At 45.8% G+C, this 15,976-nt stretch carries 16 protein-coding genes; 2 read left to right on the forward strand and 14 right to left on the reverse strand.

All coding sequences use genetic code 11. The features are described 5' to 3' along the window. Positions 1-137 precede the first annotated feature (137 nt). From greA to C805_RS22735, 10 genes are all read right to left on the reverse strand, one after another. A complete protein-coding gene (greA, locus tag C805_RS22695) occupies positions 138-617 on the reverse strand; it encodes a transcription elongation factor GreA (RefSeq protein WP_016216378.1) in 480 nt (159 codons plus the stop codon). A 64-nt stretch (positions 618-681) separates the two neighbouring features. Further along, positions 682-1,302 carry a hypothetical protein gene (locus C805_RS25530; RefSeq protein ID WP_016216379.1) on the reverse strand — a complete coding sequence of 207 codons (621 nt, stop codon included), beginning with the start codon at positions 1,300-1,302 and terminating at the stop codon, positions 682-684. Continuing rightward, positions 1,303-2,295 carry a tRNA dihydrouridine synthase DusB gene (gene dusB, locus C805_RS22700; protein ID WP_016216380.1) on the reverse strand — a complete coding sequence of 331 codons (993 nt, stop codon included), beginning with the start codon at positions 2,293-2,295 and terminating at the stop codon, positions 1,303-1,305. A gap of 51 nt (positions 2,296-2,346) precedes the next feature. Then, entirely contained in the window at positions 2,347-3,123 is a 777-nt protein-coding gene (locus C805_RS22705; RefSeq protein ID WP_016216381.1) for a type III pantothenate kinase, read from the reverse strand. A 2-nt stretch (positions 3,124-3,125) separates the two neighbouring features. Further along, a complete protein-coding gene (locus C805_RS22710) occupies positions 3,126-3,488 on the reverse strand; it encodes a DUF6145 family protein (RefSeq protein WP_371197675.1) in 363 nt (120 codons plus the stop codon). 54 nt (positions 3,489-3,542) lie between these two features. Then, positions 3,543-4,550, reverse strand: a complete 1,008-nt coding sequence (locus C805_RS22715) for a biotin--[acetyl-CoA-carboxylase] ligase (RefSeq protein WP_016216383.1) — start codon at positions 4,548-4,550, stop codon at positions 3,543-3,545. 7 nt (positions 4,551-4,557) lie between these two features. Then, positions 4,558-5,544 carry an ornithine carbamoyltransferase gene (gene argF, locus C805_RS22720; protein ID WP_016216384.1) on the reverse strand — a complete coding sequence of 329 codons (987 nt, stop codon included), beginning with the start codon at positions 5,542-5,544 and terminating at the stop codon, positions 4,558-4,560. A gap of 106 nt (positions 5,545-5,650) precedes the next feature. After that, positions 5,651-6,577: an SPFH domain-containing protein gene (locus C805_RS22725; protein WP_016216385.1), complete on the reverse strand. Its 927-nt coding sequence runs from the start codon at positions 6,575-6,577 to the stop codon at positions 5,651-5,653. An 18-nt stretch (positions 6,578-6,595) separates the two neighbouring features. Then, positions 6,596-7,021 (reverse strand): NfeD family protein, encoded by a 426-nt coding sequence (locus C805_RS22730; protein WP_016216386.1) that lies wholly within the window; start codon positions 7,019-7,021, stop codon positions 6,596-6,598. Between the two features lie 481 nt (positions 7,022-7,502). Beyond that, positions 7,503-8,954: a cell wall hydrolase gene (locus C805_RS22735; RefSeq protein ID WP_016216387.1), complete on the reverse strand. Its 1,452-nt coding sequence runs from the start codon at positions 8,952-8,954 to the stop codon at positions 7,503-7,505. A gap of 303 nt (positions 8,955-9,257) precedes the next feature. Between C805_RS22735 and C805_RS22740 the strand changes: the two genes are divergently transcribed. Continuing rightward, complete coding sequence (locus C805_RS22740; RefSeq protein WP_016216388.1) at positions 9,258-11,000, forward strand: methyl-accepting chemotaxis protein; 1,743 nt, start codon at positions 9,258-9,260, stop codon at positions 10,998-11,000. Between the two features lie 283 nt (positions 11,001-11,283). On the opposite strand, the gene C805_RS22745 is transcribed toward C805_RS22740, so the two are convergent. Both C805_RS22745 and C805_RS22750 read right to left on the reverse strand, forming a co-directional pair. Next, on the reverse strand, positions 11,284-12,630 hold the full coding sequence (locus tag C805_RS22745) for a glucose-6-phosphate isomerase (RefSeq protein ID WP_016216389.1): 1,347 nt from the start codon (positions 12,628-12,630) through the stop codon (positions 11,284-11,286). 148 nt (positions 12,631-12,778) lie between these two features. After that, positions 12,779-13,120, reverse strand: coding sequence for a hypothetical protein (locus tag C805_RS22750; protein WP_016216391.1), 342 nt, complete (start codon positions 13,118-13,120; stop codon positions 12,779-12,781). A 178-nt stretch (positions 13,121-13,298) separates the two neighbouring features. On the opposite strand from C805_RS22750, the gene C805_RS22755 reads away from it, so the two are divergent. Beyond that, complete coding sequence (locus C805_RS22755; protein WP_016216392.1) at positions 13,299-14,369, forward strand: undecaprenyldiphospho-muramoylpentapeptide beta-N-acetylglucosaminyltransferase; 1,071 nt, start codon at positions 13,299-13,301, stop codon at positions 14,367-14,369. A 158-nt stretch (positions 14,370-14,527) separates the two neighbouring features. Here the strand turns inward: C805_RS22755 and C805_RS22760 are convergent, their stop codons facing one another. Further along, the gene (locus C805_RS22760; RefSeq protein WP_016216393.1) at positions 14,528-14,950 is read right to left on the reverse strand and encodes an HIT family protein; all 423 of its coding nucleotides are present in this window, start codon (positions 14,948-14,950) and stop codon (positions 14,528-14,530) included. A 14-nt stretch (positions 14,951-14,964) separates the two neighbouring features. Beyond that, complete coding sequence (locus tag C805_RS22765; RefSeq protein ID WP_016216394.1) at positions 14,965-15,957, reverse strand: SCP2 sterol-binding domain-containing protein; 993 nt, start codon at positions 15,955-15,957, stop codon at positions 14,965-14,967. Positions 15,958-15,976 lie beyond the last annotated feature (19 nt).

The raw sequence follows: 15,976 nt of genomic DNA on the forward strand, positions 1-15,976 counted from the left end.
TCCTCCATTCCGGTACTTCACTTCCTGATTTCCGTCTCCCGTTCTTTCAGCGTGCTGCATGTTTCTCCACTCACTATATTGAAAAATCTGTTCTGCCGGGTTTTTCAATAGTCCATACCTCATGCAGCCCTGCAGTTCTAATTGGAACGCTGAATTTCCAATACTTTATATTCCAGGACACCCGCCTGAGTCTCTATGCTGACCGTATCCCCTACTTTCGCTCCGATTAAGGCTTTTCCCACCGGAGATTCATTGGAAATCTTGCCCTGCAGGCTGTTGGCCTCTGTGGAACCTACAATCTTATATTCCAGCTCTTCTTCAAATTCACAGTCGAAAATCTTCACGCAGCAGCCCACGTTGATCTTGTCCAGATCCACTTCATCTTCTACCACAACTTCTGCGTTCTTTAAAATCTTTTCGATTTCCTCAATTCTGGCCTCTATATCACGCTGTTCATCCTTTGCAGCATCATATTCCGCATTTTCAGAAAGATCTCCCTGTTCTCTTGCCTCTTTGATTTTCTGGGCAACTTCTTTTCGTTTTACTACTTTCAGTTCCTGCAGCTCTGTTTCAAGTTTCTGCAGTCCTTCATAAGTCAGTAAATTTTTCTTTTCCATAACACAACACCTTCCTAAAATTTATTTATCTTTATCCACGTCTGTTCCTGATTTTTCTGTCTTCTTATCTGGGATGTCTGTTAAAATACTTATCCTTAACAATTACCGTATTATACCCGACAGGTATGGAAATGTCAAGATTCTCCATCATTTTGACCCGGCTCCAGGGCCTTTTATACACTGGAATATACAGGATATTTTCCTGCATATAACGGTTATGGCAAAACCCCTTTTTCTCCATATCCAGAATCACATTTACCCCTGTCATGGAAATTTCTTCCCTGTCTTCCAGCTGTACAACCAGTCCGGTATCCTCATACATTCTTTCTATATACGCCCGAAAATATGCAGGCCGGTCCGTGGCTATTTTTAAAAAATTCAGGCCCGAAGAAATCTGTTCCAGTACCAGTTCCACCTCATCCTCATCCAGCATGGACTCCGGAGGCGTGTCCGTATCCAGAAGCAGCGGAGCAAATTTCCGGTAATTCAGCCCGTACAGCTCCAGCACCTGCTCCAGAATCATGCGCAGCCTGGGCAGAAACGGATTTCCTTCCGGCAGTATTTCCTCCGGCTCTGATTCCCTCTGCTGTTTTCTTTTGAATTTCCCCAGAAAATCTCTGATGCGCTCTCTCAGAAATTTCCTTTGCTGTATACCCTTTCTGATGGCTGTCCCTCCCGGAACCATTTACAGTTTCTTCAATATATGACTGTCCTGAAAAACATATGTCTGAAAAAGTTCTTCCAACTGCCCGTAGGTTTCCACTTCGTTAATTTTTCCACGAAGTTTCGCGGAATTCCGATAACCTCCTGTGTACCAGGCAGCATGTTTGCGCATTTCGCGAATACCCGTTTCCTCGCCTTTCAGGGCAATCTGGCTTCTGGCATGGCGCAGAAGCATTCTGGCCACCTCTGCAGCGTCTGGCCTGGCCAGTTCTTCTCCCGTTTCCATAAAATGCAGCATCTGCCGGAAAATCCAGGGATTTCCCTGAGCGCCCCTGCCGATCATAAACCCGTCGCAGCCTGTCTGTTCTTTCATGGCAAGTACATCCTGCCCTGTGAGCAAATCTCCATTTCCAATGACCGGTATGGAAACAGCTTCTTTTACCTTACGAATAATGTCCCAGTCCGCCTGTCCGGAATAATACTGCTCTCTGGTCCTCCCGTGAACTGCCACAGCGGCAGCACCCGCCTCCTCTGCAATTCTGGCAATTTCCACTGCATTCACATGTTCCTGGTCAAATCCTTTGCGGATTTTCACTGTCACAGGCTTTTGAATGGCTCCTGCAACTTTCGACACGATTTCAAATACCAGCTTTGGCTGTTTCATCAACGCGGAGCCTTCCCCGTTATTGACAACCTTCGGCACCGGACAGCCCATGTTGATATCCAGAATGTCAAAGGGCCGCTCCTCAATTTTTTTTGCCATCTCGCTCATAATTCCGGCGTCCGCACCAAAAAGCTGCAGAGACACGGGCCGCTCCTGCTCCTGAATGGCCAGCAGAAGTTCTGTATTTTTATTATTGTAATAAATCCCTTTTGCACTCACCATCTCCATGCAGAGAAGTCCCGCACCCTGTTCTTTGCAGAGCAGGCGAAATGGCAGGTCACATACCCCTGCCATTGGTGCCAGAATCAGATTATTCTCCAGTTCCACATTTCCTATCTTTAATTGTTCCATCTGTTTCCTTTTCCATCTGAATTTCTGTTCTGTCTGAATTTTTCCTCTGCCCTATTTCCCGCGATTCTGTTTATTGTAAATCAGGCGCAGCCCCTGCAGCGTCAGATTCGGGTCATAAATGTCAATGGCATCGGTCTCATTTGCAATGATTTTCCCAAGACCTCCGGTGGCTACCACTTTCAAATCGTGATATCCTGTCTCTTTTTTCGTCTGTCTGATAATATATTCCGTCTGGCCGATCTGCCCGTAAATCAGCCCTGCCTGCATACTGCTGATGGTCTCACGGGCCAGAATACTGGGGGGCTTGCGGATTTCAATTTCCGGCAGTTTGGCCGCATCCTCCCACAATGCTTTGGCCGAAGTACGGATTCCCGGTGCTGTAACGCCGGACACAAAAGCCCCTGTTTCGTCCACCAGATCATAAGTAGTCCCTGTTCCATAGTCAATGACAAACACCGGGCCATGATACAGTTCATAGGCAGCGGCAGCATCCACAATCCGGTCTGCTCCAATCTGTCTGGGGTTCTCCGTGGCAATCCGGATGCCTGTTTTAATCCCCGGTTCCACAATAACCGGATGAATGTCAAAATATTTGATAAAAGAGCTTAACAGGGAATGCATGACATTGGGCACCACGGACGCAATAATCACGTCTTTGATTTCCTCCGGCTGAATCCGGTTGTGAGCCACAAGATCCCGTACACAGATTCCGTATTCATCAGAAGTACGCTGGAGCTTTGTGGTCATTCGAAAGGTGGCCTCCAGTTGTTCTCCGTCAAAAACTCCAAAGGTTATATTGGTATTTCCCACATCCACAACTAATAACATTTCTATTCCTCCACATCCTCCGGGGAAATTTCTTCTCCCAGGAAAAAAACTTTAAAATACAGTTCCAGCGACTCCAGCAGTTCCTGCCTGGTCCGCCTGAGCTGCTTTACCTTCAGCACGCTTCCGATGTCATCATAAAGCAAATCACCTTCATCGGCTCCCGTCCTAAACTGCAGCCTTCCTTCTGAATCAAACAGCAGCGTGAGCACACCTCCGATATCCTCCGTATACAGCACACACATAATTTTCAAATCATCTTTGATGCTTTCCGGCAATCCCTCAAATTCCTGATTCAGATAATATTTCCTGGTATAGGCGCTGGAACCGCACAGTATGATTTCTCCGCCTTCCTGTTGTCTCATCATAACCTCCCATATCCTGAGCCTGCCGGGGGATTTTTCATTTTTCCGGCAAAATCCTTATACATAACCGTAAATTCCCCGAACGGATACTTCCCCCGAAGAAACTTTTACCAGCTCCTGTCCCCGTTCCACCATGAGACGGCCGCCGGCGTCAATGCCCAACGCTTTTCCTTCAAATTCTCCCAGTGGGTCCAGAACCCGCACCTGACGTTTGCAGTTTACCAGCAGAGAATTATATTCTTCCATCAATGCGGACAAATCCTGCGTCTGCAGATATATTTCATAATAATGTTCAAACTGACTCAGGACTTTCCCCAGCAGACATGCTCTGGAAATTTCCAGTGTCCGGCCTTCCCGTTTCAGCTCCAGATCCAGTGACGTGGCAGTCTGTGCAATTTCATCGGGAAATTCTGTCTGGTGGACATTGATGCCTGTGCCCACCACAATATGATTCACATAATCCACCTGGGCACTCATTTCCGTGAGAATACCTACAATTTTTTTCCCGTTCAGCACAATATCATTGGGCCATTTGATTTCTGCTGTCAGCCCGGTTACCTCAGCAATTCCTTTTGCCGCTGCCAGCGCCATAACAAGGGTCAGCATGGGTGCATTGGCCGGTTCAATTTCCGGCTTTAACAGCACAGTAAAAAAAATCCCCTCGCCATGAGGAGAACTCCAGTTTCTTCCCCGTCTTCCACGGCCGGAAGTCTGCATATCGGCCACTACCACAGTGCCTTGTCCCTCCCGGCCTTTCAGATTCTCCGCTATCCGCTTTGCTTCTGTATTAGTGGAATCCAGTTGTTCAAAATAGCAGACGGGGTGCCCCATCCATCTGGTCTGCAGCCGGCTTTCCAGTTCATTTTTCGATAAAATATCAGGTACAGATACCAGGCGGTATCCACGGTTACGGACCGCCTCAATCTCATACCCTGCCTCTTCCAGCTGCTTTATCACTTTCCAGACTGCAGTTCTGGACACTCCGAATGTTTCACACAGTTCCTGGCCGGAAATAAACCGGCCGGATTCTGCCTGGCGCAGCATCTGTAAAATCTTCGTTCTCATAAATGCCTCATTTCAGGGTTGCATACATGATGGCTTTGATACTGTGCATCCGGTTTTCTGCCTCATCAAAGACCACCGACTGCGCTCCCTCAAAGACCTGATCCGTCACTTCCATTTCTGTAAGACCGAATTTCTCGTGAATCTGTTTTCCAATGGTGGTTTCCAGATCATGAAAAGCCGGCAGGCAGTGCATGAAAACAGCGGTACTTTTTGCATTTTCCATAACTTTCTGATTTACCTGATATGGCAGCAGCTCTTTTATCCGGCTTTCCCAGACCTCTTCCGGCTCTCCCATGGATACCCACACATCGGTGTAAATCACGTCTGCGTCTCTGGTACCTTCCGCCACATCTTCTGTCAGTGTCACAGAACCGCCTGAGGCTGCTGCAGTTTCCCGGCAATATTCCACCAGTTCCTGTTCCGGAAAATAATTTTTACTGGTACATGCCACAAAATGCATACCCAGTTTTGCACAGGTTACCATCAGGGAATTTCCCATATTATAACGGGCGTCTCCCATATACACAAATCTGATTCCTTTCAGATGCCCGAATTTTTCCTGAACCGTAAGCATGTCCGCTATCATCTGCGTGGGATGGAATTCATTGGTCAGACCGTTCCATACCGGCACGCCTGCATATTTTGCCAGTTCTTCCACAATTTCCTGTCCAAAACCACGGTATTCAATTCCGTCATACATTCTGCCCAGTACCCTGGCAGTGTCTTTAATGCTTTCTTTTTTGCCAATCTGGGAACCTGACGGATCCAGATAGGTCACGTGCATACCCAGATCATGGGCAGCCACCTCAAAAGAACAGCGGGTTCTGGTGCTTGTCTTTTCAAATATCAGAGCTATATTCTTCCCCTTTAATTCATCATGGGCAACGCCCTTTTTTTTCTTTTCTTTCAGTTCTTTTGCCACATCAATCAGATATGTAATTTCCTCCGGGGTAAAATCTTTTAATTTTAAAAAACTTCTTCCTTTTAAATTCATGGTTCCGCTCCTTATATCAATCTGGAGCATGTGGAAAAAGATGTAAATCCCATTGCCTCAGGAGGCTGTAACAGGAACTTTTTCAAACATGCTCCAAATAATGTATTTAATTTTCTTTTCCAATCTCCACTACAGATTTGGCCAGTCCTGCCAGTCCCTGTATTTCAGAGGGAATAATAATTTTTGTGGATTTTCCGTCTGCAGCTTTTGCAAATGCTTCCAGACTCTTTAACTGAAGTACGGAACTGTCCGGAGCCGCCTCTTTCAGGAAACGAAGTCCGTCTGCGTTTGCCTTCTGTATTCTCAGAATCGCTTCTGCCTGGCCTTCCGCTTCACGCATGGTAGCTTCCTTCTTGGCTTCTGCCCGGAGGATTGCCGCCTGTTTTTCTGCTTCCGCATCCAGAATAGCTGATTCTTTCTTACCTTCTGCTACCAGGACGGTTGCTGTTTTTTCACCTTCCGCCTGGGTGACAGCAGCCCGGCGTTCACGCTCCGCTTTGGCCTGTTTTTCCATGGCGTCCTGAATCTGCTGGGGCGGAATGATATTTTTCAGTTCCACACGGTTTACCTTAATTCCCCAGGGGTCTGTGGCCACATCAAGGGAGGCCCTCATTTTCGTATTAATCAACTCTCTGGATGTGAGTGTTTCATCCAGCTCCAGATCTCCGATAATATTCCGCAGTGTGGTGGCTGTCAGATTTTCAATGGCCATAATGGGATTTTCCACACCATAGGCAAACAGTTTGGGGTCTGTAATCTGAAAATACACCACCGTATCAATCCGCATGGTTACGTTATCCTTGGTGATTACCGGCTGAGGCGCAAAGTCCACTACCTGTTCTTTTAACAGCACACGTTTCGCCACCCGGTCAATAAAGGGTACCTTAAAGTGCAGGCCCACGCCCCAGGTCCCCTGATATCCCCCCAGACGCTCAATTACAAGGGCATGTGCCTGAGGTACAATTTTAATACACGACACTACCAGTATCAGCGCCAGAATAATAAACAATACCAATACAAGATATCCTGCCATACATAAATCCTCCATTCATTATTTTTTTCTGACCAGCAGTTTCACACCGCTGATCTCCATTATTTCCACCAGAGTTTCATTGGGAATGATCTCATTATCCACAGACCTTGCAGACCATTCCTGCCCGTTGATGCTTACCATGCCCTTTGCCCTCAGGTTGTCAATTTCCTGCTGAACCACAGCTGTCTCTCCAATCAGGCTTTCCGCATTGGTCTTTATGCGTCCCTTATTAAAAAATTCTACTGCCAGGGGTCTTGTAACTGCCAGAAGAATCACAGACACCACAATAAACAATATGGTCTGCATCAGCAGTCCGGCGCCCAGCAGACTGGCCAGGAATGCCACCAGAGCCCCGCCTGCAAACCAGATGGTGGTAAGGCCCAGGGTAATAATTTCAATGACTGCCATGACTACCACTACAATTAACCAGAAAATACCTTCCATAAATTCCCTCCTTTCAGGGGTATGGTTTCTGTTGCTATCTTACTATATTTTTACGCATAATACAACATTTAATCCCTGTTTCACTGATTCTTTTGTGTCAGGACAGGCAGAATAAATGCTGAAACTCTGGCAGGTTTTTATGGATATCCCGCTGCTTTTTACATTTTTTATCGCGCTGCCTGTCTTTTTCTGACAGAAAGATTCCCGGAATTTAAAAAGAATGCGCCATTTGCGGTGCGTCAGAGCATACGCAGTATGCTGAACGTATCGCGTTTTAGCACAATTGCGAAGCAATATTTTACCTCTTGTGCGAGCGGATTGCGCAGCAATAAACATCAACCCCGCGAGCTGCGCATCATTGTTTTTTCTTCTATAGGAAGACTTTCACACATTAACGTGAAAATGTGTTCCCTATAAGATATAAAAGGCAGTGTAAGAAGTCCTACACTGCCCTTTTGGTCATAAATTCCTGATTTTAAGTTTAGAAAAATACATGATTTCCAATTACGATTCCGGATATTCCGGAAGATACGCTTCGGAAACTGGTGCATCCGCCTACATTGCTGGCTCCGCCGATGGCCTCCTGAGCCGCCTGCAGACAGCTTCCGTCCACACCTCTTGACAGTACACCTGCCAGACTTCCGCTGGAAGCCGGGGTAAACTGTCCGCTCTGATAAATAACGCCGGAAATACTTCCTGCATAACCTGCACGGAGACGGTTCATAACAACTGCTCCTACCGCGAGTTTTCCTTCGTAAGGCTCGCTGCCTGCTTCACACTGAATCAGGGCTCCCAGCAGTGTAACGTCATCATAGGAGGCTGATACTGCTCCCCTCTGTGACATGCCGCTGCCTGCCTGCTGAGCTGCCTTTCTGGCTTTTTCTGCTTCCGCCGCCGCAATGGCTGCACGCTCTTCTTCAATGGAAATTGCTTTCCCAAGTTTTAATTCAACATCTACATATTCTGCACTGATATATCCGGTGCCTTCTTCCAGTTTTACTGCTACCCAGCCCTCGGAGGCTTCTGTCTCAGTATCCACCTTAATCCTGCCGCCCTCTTCCAGTACGTCCAGAATTTCTGTTTCCTCAGAAACGGAGGCTTCTTCTCTGACTCTCACTCCTCCGGTAGTCGCGGTGGCATATACGGTTCCCACTTCGTTTGCAAGACGCTCTGCTTCCAGTCCTACCACGCAGAATTCATTTTTTACATATCCTTCCACGCTTCCGGAACTGATTTTTGTCCATTCGTCACCTTTTTCAAGAATATCTGCTGACGCTCCTTTGTGCAGTTTGCCTGCAAGCTCTGCTTCGTCGGAAGGCTCTGTACGGATATTCAGATAATCCTCAACATTCGGTAATAATTTAGACGCCCAGGGAGAAACCTCTTCGCTTCCCATTGCCACAAGACTGTCCACTGCTGCTGCCTCACCGGCTGTTTCTTCTGCAGATTCCTGAATCTCCTGTGATTCTTCCGGGGATTCCTGTAACTCCGGTGACGGTTCCTCAGATTCCTGCGGTTCTTCTGCCTTTTTCGGTTCTTCTGTCTGTTCCGCCGGGGCTGCTGTTTCTGTATTCTCTTCCGCAGAGGCCTGTTCCGGCTGTTCTGCAGATGTTACAGGTTCTGCTGCCTGTTCCGGTTCTTCCGCTGTTTCTACCGAATCGGCCGCTTTCTCCTGACCTGAAATCTTTTCTGTATTTGCTGCTGTCTGTTCAGGCTCATTTTCTGCCATGGCTGCCGCTACTACCTGTCTTACCACTTTTTCTCTGGTAGCTTTCTCTGACCCATTGCTTACTCCTGCCGGTTCTGCTGATAATTCTACTTCCTGGCTGTCTGGTGCCTGAACTGCTACGTTTGTGCCGCACACGGAAGAAACTGTCATCACCAGTGCAAAAGCTGTAACGATTCCGCTTTCCATAACCCTCTTGAATTTCATAGTTGACCTCCTGAATTTCCGCTAAAATAACATTTAAAAAATTTTAAAAATTTGTATGTTATTTTATTCAAATTTGTTACAAATGTTACGAACTTGTTACACTATAGCAAAGAAGTTGTAAATTGTCAAGCTGTCAATTTTTTACAGCCTTTCTGGAACCTGATTTTTCGCCTCCGCTTCTGTAATATTTTATGGATATTTTGTACATTTTTGTGCATATTTACTATTTGATGCTACTTTTATTGCATTGTTTCATGCATACTGCTATAATTATGTCATATATACAAAAAGGGGGATATTTCAGTGAAAGAAAAAGACTTTCCTGCAAAGGAGAAAAGAACTGCAGCATCCGGCACCAGCAGACTTTCCTCTATTAAAACAAGGGTTGTAAGCGTTCTCCTGTTTTCGCTTATTGCAACGGTACTGCTCAGTATCTGGATTATTATTCCAAATGTTAAGAAAAATATTATATCCACCACCCAAAGTTACATGCTGGATCTTACTGCTTCCTATGGAAAAGTTCTGGACCAGAATACCAACATTTCCATTATTTATCTCCATGCAGACCGCCTGGAAACCCTTCTGGGTAACGTAGGGCTGCAAAATGTGGATTCCAGTTATTTTTATGTGCTGGGCCCGGAGGGCAACATCCTTTTTCATCCGGATAAAAACAGCATTGGCCAGACTGCCGATATTCCGGCTGTTTCCAGTCTGCTGGAACAGGTCAGAGAAGGTGATTTCCCGGAACCCGATATTCTCAGCTATGATTACAAAGGCCAGGGCATATATGCTTCCTATTATATAGTAAACAGTGGAAAGGCCATTCTGTTCCTCATTGCAAATGAAAATGACGTTCTGAAGCCTGTCACAGATGTCAGCAGACTTGCCTTTCTTTACAGCAGTATCCTGGCACTTCTGCTGAGTATTTCCGGCTATCTTCTGATTGCCTGGATGACCAGGCCTATTGTAACTATTTCTGAAATTATTAAAAAGTTTGCCAATATGGATTTAACAGAAGATACGCGGCTGGAACAAATCTGCAGACGCAAAGATGAAACAGGGGCTATGGGGACTGCTCTGCTGTCTCTTCGCTCCGCCCTGACAGATGTGATTTCTGATATTAAAGAACAGAGCGCCCTGCTGTATCGCACATCGGAATCTCTGAACAGCAGCGCTGCTGAAACCGCAGGAACCGTTCAGAATGTGGAACGGGCTGTTTCGGAAATTGCCGTCGGCGCTGCCAGTCAGGCCGAAGAAACTCAGAAAGCCTCTGACGATATCCTGATTATAGGCAACATGGTGCAAAATACTTCCTCAGAGGTTTCCTCTCTGCGCAGCATTGCACAGTCTATCCGGGTTTCCAGTGATATGGCAGATTCTACTCTTCATGAACTGCACTCCGTGAACCAGCGTGCCATTGATTCCATTAACATAATATATAAACAGACCCATACCACCAACGAATCTGCCCTTAAAATCAGAGAAGCCACCAGTCTGATTTCTGCCATTGCTGACGAAACCAGCCTGCTGTCTCTGAATGCTTCCATTGAGGCGGCCAGAGCCGGAGAAGCGGGCCGTGGATTTGCTGTGGTTGCCTCCCAAATTCAGAAACTTGCCGAACAATCCAACGAATCTGCCAGCCAGATTGATTCCATTATACATGATCTGCTGGAAGATTCTCAGAAAGCGGTAGAAACTATGGAATCTGTCAGAGAAATCATGATGCAGCAAAATGAAAATGTGACTCAGACCGGTTCTGCCTTTACTCAGGTTCAGGGCGGTATCGCCTCCTCAGCTGCAAATGTGGATACCATTGCCAACCGCACTGACCAGTTAAATTCTGCCCGTGTCAATATTGTGGATGTGGTACAGAACCTGACCTCCATCGCAGAGCAAAATGCTGCAAATACACAGGAAACTTCAGCTGCAGTTCTGGAAGTTGCAAACGTTATGCAGGAAATTTCCAGATATGCCTCCAAACTGCAGGAGATTGCTTCTTCACTGGAAACAAATGTGGATACCTTTCAGTTAGATCAAAGTCAGTAATGCTCCGGTGTAATATTATTTTGTTTTTTTCATAAAATCACATATTTTAACACTGTATCTTCTATAAGATAAAAAAAAATGCGCTATGCGCATTCTCCGCGCGCGAGCGGATTGCGCAGCAATAAACATCACCCCCGCGAGCTGCGCATCATTGTTTTTTTCTTCTATAGGAAATCCAGAGGAATTTCCTCTATAGAAGAAAAAGAGGTGCCTGTTCCCCTTCATTTTATGGGAAACAGGCACCTCTGCTGCGTCAGACGCATATCATATTGTTCCTGTGCTTTTACAGTCTCTTTAATAATTCTTCCCGTTCTGCTTCATATCCCGGCTTGCCCAGCAATGCAAACATATTGCGTTTATAGCTTTCCACACCAGGCTGGTTAAAGGGATTCACACCCAGCAGATATCCGCTCAGACCACAGGCAAACTCATAGAAATAGAACAGTTCGCCCAGATAAAATTCGTTCTGCTCCGGAATATTGATTACCAGATTAGGTACATTTCCGTCTGTATGAGCCAGAATAGTTCCATTCATGGCGCTCTTATTGACAAAATCCATATCTTTGCCTGCAAGATAGTTCAGGCCGTCCAGGTCCACCGGTTCCTCATTGATCTTCACGGTGCTGCGGGCTTTTTCCACATTCATTACAGTTTCAAACATAATTCTGGCACCGTCCTGAATAAACTGTCCCATAGAATGGAGGTCTGTGGTCAAATCCACGGATGCCGGGAAGATACCCTTCTGATCCTTTCCTTCGCTTTCTCCGTAAAGCTGTTTCCACCATTCTGAAACATAATGAAGTGCCGGTTCATAATTGGCAAGTACCTCCACTGCTTTGCCTTTTCTCAGCAGGATATTGCGCACTGCCGCATACTGCATGGCGTCATTTTCAGCAAAAGGCTGATTCAAAGCCATGTCGCGCCCTTTCGCTGCACCTTCCATCAGTTTGTCAATGTCAGCGCCGCTGACTGCAATGGGAAGGAGGCCAACTGCTGTCAGTACGGAAAAACGTCCGCCTACATCATCCGGTACCACAAAGCTCTCGTATCCTTCTTCTGTGGCAAGGCCCTTTAACGCCCCTCTTTCTTTATCTGTTGTGGCATAGATACGCTTTGCCGCGCCTTCTTTGCCATATTTCTTTTCCAGCATTTCCTTAAATACCCGGAATGCAATGGCCGGCTCCGTAGTGGTTCCCGACTTGGAAATAATATTAACTGAGAAATCACGGTCACCGATTACTTCAATCAGTCCGGCAAGATATGTGCTGCTGATGCTGTTTCCTGCATAATAAATTTCCGGTGTTTTACGGATTTCCTTTGACACATTGTTGTAGAATCCATGTCTCAGAAATTCAATGGCAGCTCTTGCACCCAGATAGGAACCGCCGATTCCAATCACAACAAGCACTTCTGAATCACCCTGAATTTTCGCCGCTGCTTTTTTAATCCTGTCAAACTCTTCCTTATCATATTCTACCGGCAAATCCAGCCATCCCAGAAAGTCATTTCCTGCTCCGGTTTTGGAAACCAGCAGTTCTCTGGCATCCTCTGTCAGTTTTGTCATATAAGTAACTTCTTCCTGGCTGATAAATCCTGCAGCTTTTCCATAATCAAATGATACTTTTTCCATGATTTCCACTCCTTTGTTTTTCATCCATTTCGAAAAGAATCCATTCGTTGTGTTGTCATCTCATACTGCCCGAAGGTCATAATATCTGCCAACATCTACCACAATATTGTAACAAATATGCTCTGCTTCGTCAAACAGAAAAGACCTTTCAGGAAAAGTATTCCTGCAGCACTGCATTAAATATTTTTTCATCCTCCCTCCTCTTCTTTTCCTGCTCCTCGGACATTTTTGTTCTTTCCTGCTCTTTGGTATGTACCTGTACCGGTTCCGGACCCGGTTTTATCTCTTCCTCATATTCCTCTTCTTCTCTCAGTATCACATCAAAATAAGCCTGTATTTTTCCTGTAATATTTCCAAGGCTTTTATTCAGCTTTTTTATCTGTCGTAAAATCCCTGCAAGAAGCAGTAAAAGCAGCATTCCTGCAAAGACAATGGCCGCCTGTGTCAGAATTCCATTATAATTCTGCCAGAATTTCATCAATTCTTCCATAAGCATGTCCCTCCTTTTCATATTTTATTATAAATATTCCTGTCCTGTCTGTGAAGTGCCCAAAGGGCTTTTTTCGCCGCATGTTTCAACCATTTCCGACAATTTGCTTCTCTTGACTTTTTGCCAGAACAGTATAAGATAAGAGTATGGCAAATCAGAAAACGGTCAGGAGGTTATTATGAAAAGAATTGTTTTAACAGGAGGAGGCACCGCCGGGCATGTGACGCCCAACATCGCCCTGCTTCCCCGATTAAAAGAACTGGGTTATGATATCCGTTACATTGGTTCCTGTGACGGAATTGAAAAAAAACTGATAGAGCAGTGCGGTATTCCTTACTATGGCATTTCCTCCGGAAAACTGCGCCGGTATTTCGACTGGAAAAATTTTTCCGATCCCTTCAGGGTCATCAAAGGATACGGACAGGCCCGTTCCCTGCTCAAAAAGCTGAAACCGGACGTGATATTTTCCAAAGGAGGGTTTGTCTCCGTTCCTGTAATCATGGCCGCAAAACACCGCAGAATCCCGGCTGTCATACACGAATCTGATATTACGCCGGGACTTGCCAATAAGCTGGCCATTCCAAATGCTTCCAGGGTATGCTGCAATTTTCCGGAAACTTTAAACTATCTTCCTGCGGACAAAGCTGTACTGACAGGTTCCCCCATCCGCCAGGAACTCCTTTCCGGAAATCCCCTGAGCGCTCTTACATACTGTCATTTTAAGGCAGGAAAACCGGTAATTATGATTATCGGCGGAAGCAGTGGTTCTCAGTTTATTAACGAAACTGTCCGGGGCCTTCTTCCGGAACTGCTGAAAGATTATCAGGTACTGCATTTATGCGGAAAAGGAAATCTGGACGAAACACTTGACAAAACAGAAGGGTATGCACAGTTCGAATATGCAAATAAAGAATTAAGTGATATGTTTGCACTGGCAGATATTGTAATCTCCAGAGCCGGGGCTAACGCTATCTGCGAATTGCTGGCTCTGCGAAAGCCCAATATTCTGATTCCCCTTTCAGCCAGCGCCAGCCGGGGGGATCAGATTTTAAATGCCCGCTCTTTTCAACGTCAGGGCTTCAGCATGGTTATTGAAGAAGAACAGCTCAGCCAGGAAATACTTCTGGAATCTGTTCGGAATCTGTTCAAAAACCGCAGCCAGTATGCGGATGCCATGGCAAAAAGTGAACAGCTCAATTCTGTGGAAACGGTGGTGCAGCTTTTAGAACAGATTGCCGGACAGTCCTGAACTCAAAACAGAGAACAGGGGCGCTTTTTCCTTTCACAGGAAAGGACCTGGCACATTAATCGTGAAAGTGTCTTTCCTGTGAAACAAAAATACTGTCCCGGCTTCCTGGCAGACAGCCGGCAGAAAATGTATCCTGTACATTTTATCCCATTGATGAACTATTCTTCCTTCAATTTAAGTTTGCTGCAGATTTCTTCCATTTCTTCCGGCGATACTTCCAGTTGATTCCAGCACAGCCTGTCCTGATTTCCATCATTCTCGAATCTTGGAATCAGATGCATATGGAAGTGGAATACGGTCTGGCCTGCTGCCTTTCCATTGTTCTGCACCAGGTTAAATCCATCGCATTGCAGCACTTCTTTCATGTGAGCAGCCAGTTTTCTGGCAAGAATCATTACTTTTACTGCCAGCGCTTCCGGCAGTTCAAAGAGATTTGCATAGTGATCCTTTGGAATAATCAGTGCATGTCCTTTCACTGCCGGACTGATATCCAGAATTACCCGGAATTCTTCATCCTCATATATGGTTTTCGACGGAATCTCACCTGCAGCAATTTTACAGAAAATACAGTCTTCTTTCATTCCTATCCTCCTGTCTAGCTGAAAATAAATATCTGATCCAGCATTTTTAATGTTTTAAAATTTCCTTTGGCAGTCATTTCCCCTGTCATGAAGGCCCGCTGAAAACTCATTCTGCCCTGAATAATATTATCCATAACTGCAGGGGTCAGCTTGGTATAGACGTCAATTTTTTCTCCCTGTCCGTAATGTACCCGCAGTTCGTCATTGTGCACTTCCACGGTCAGGGGTTTTTTCTTCCCGTCTATCATAAACAGATAAGTAGCGGAAAAATCTTCCTGCGGAACAAAATGGGCTTCCAGCTCCATCACATAAGCCATCTCCGCATTTTCTTCACTCTGTCCCAGCAAATCCCGGAACATGCTGCTAAGCTCTTCAATATCCTCTTTCTGTTTCTTCACATAGACATCATCTGAGACAAACTTCGAGAGCTGTTCGCTTTCCTGAGGCGTCAGTTCCAGCTGCTGAGGCCGCAGAACAGACTGTTTTACCGCCTGATTGCTGTTGGGAAGACTTTTCAGTTTCTGAGAAATCGTACGGTACAGATTTTCTGCTTTCTTCTCAATCAGCACTGTATAATCCCGGTTCATCTCAAAAGAAATCAAATCCTCCACATACCCGCACAGACCTGCACAGGGCAGTCCGCCCAGAATTTCCCATGCACTTGCCAGGGTAATCTCTCCTTCTCTTTCTCCATATGTGGTAGACATTACGATGGGCTGCATGTAGGTTGTGGCAAATTTCTCCTTATCTCCATAGAGCCAGCAGGCATCCAGAAACTGCTGCATATAGCCGCCAATTCCAAGCCATTCCACCGTAGTGGCCAGAACGATTCCATCTGCATTCTTAATGGTCTGGGGCAGGGTAGAAATACTGTTTTTATGTTCATATATATTGTAACGCTCCACTGTCACCCGAAGCTCCCTCAGAACTTCCTGCATTTTATTAATTACATATAAGGTGGGATCATCCAGTAATCCCCGTCCGCCATAATAAATATTTACTTTCATACCAGAGCCTCCAAATTTT

The sequence above is a fragment of the Eubacterium sp. 14-2 genome, assembly GCF_000403845.2.
GTDB lineage: Bacteria > Bacillota > Clostridia > Lachnospirales > Lachnospiraceae > Petralouisia.

Excerpts from the sequence above, each read along its gene's own strand:
- greA (WP_016216378.1), bottom strand. The coding sequence starts at position 617 with ATGGAAAAGAAAAATTTACTGACTTATGAAGGACTGCAGAAACTTGAA.
- C805_RS25530 (WP_016216379.1), bottom strand. The coding sequence starts at position 1,302 with ATGGTTCCGGGAGGGACAGCCATCAGAAAGGGTATACAGCAAAGGAAA.
- dusB (WP_016216380.1), bottom strand. The coding sequence starts at position 2,295 with ATGGAACAATTAAAGATAGGAAATGTGGAACTGGAGAATAATCTGATT.
- C805_RS22705 (WP_016216381.1), bottom strand. The coding sequence starts at position 3,123 with ATGTTATTAGTTGTGGATGTGGGAAATACCAATATAACCTTTGGAGTT.
- C805_RS22710 (WP_371197675.1), bottom strand. The coding sequence starts at position 3,488 with ATGATGAGACAACAGGAAGGCGGAGAAATCATACTGTGCGGTTCCAGC.
- C805_RS22715 (WP_016216383.1), bottom strand. The coding sequence starts at position 4,550 with ATGAGAACGAAGATTTTACAGATGCTGCGCCAGGCAGAATCCGGCCGG.
- argF (WP_016216384.1), bottom strand. The coding sequence starts at position 5,544 with ATGAATTTAAAAGGAAGAAGTTTTTTAAAATTAAAAGATTTTACCCCG.
- C805_RS22725 (WP_016216385.1), bottom strand. The coding sequence starts at position 6,577 with ATGGCAGGATATCTTGTATTGGTATTGTTTATTATTCTGGCGCTGATA.
- C805_RS22730 (WP_016216386.1), bottom strand. The coding sequence starts at position 7,021 with ATGGAAGGTATTTTCTGGTTAATTGTAGTGGTAGTCATGGCAGTCATT.
- C805_RS22735 (WP_016216387.1), bottom strand. The coding sequence starts at position 8,954 with ATGAAATTCAAGAGGGTTATGGAAAGCGGAATCGTTACAGCTTTTGCA.
- C805_RS22745 (WP_016216389.1), bottom strand. The coding sequence starts at position 12,630 with ATGGAAAAAGTATCATTTGATTATGGAAAAGCTGCAGGATTTATCAGC.
- C805_RS22750 (WP_016216391.1), bottom strand. The coding sequence starts at position 13,120 with ATGGAAGAATTGATGAAATTCTGGCAGAATTATAATGGAATTCTGACA.
- C805_RS22755 (WP_016216392.1), top strand. The coding sequence starts at position 13,299 with ATGAAAAGAATTGTTTTAACAGGAGGAGGCACCGCCGGGCATGTGACG.
- C805_RS22760 (WP_016216393.1), bottom strand. The coding sequence starts at position 14,950 with ATGAAAGAAGACTGTATTTTCTGTAAAATTGCTGCAGGTGAGATTCCG.
- C805_RS22765 (WP_016216394.1), bottom strand. The coding sequence starts at position 15,957 with ATGAAAGTAAATATTTATTATGGCGGACGGGGATTACTGGATGATCCC.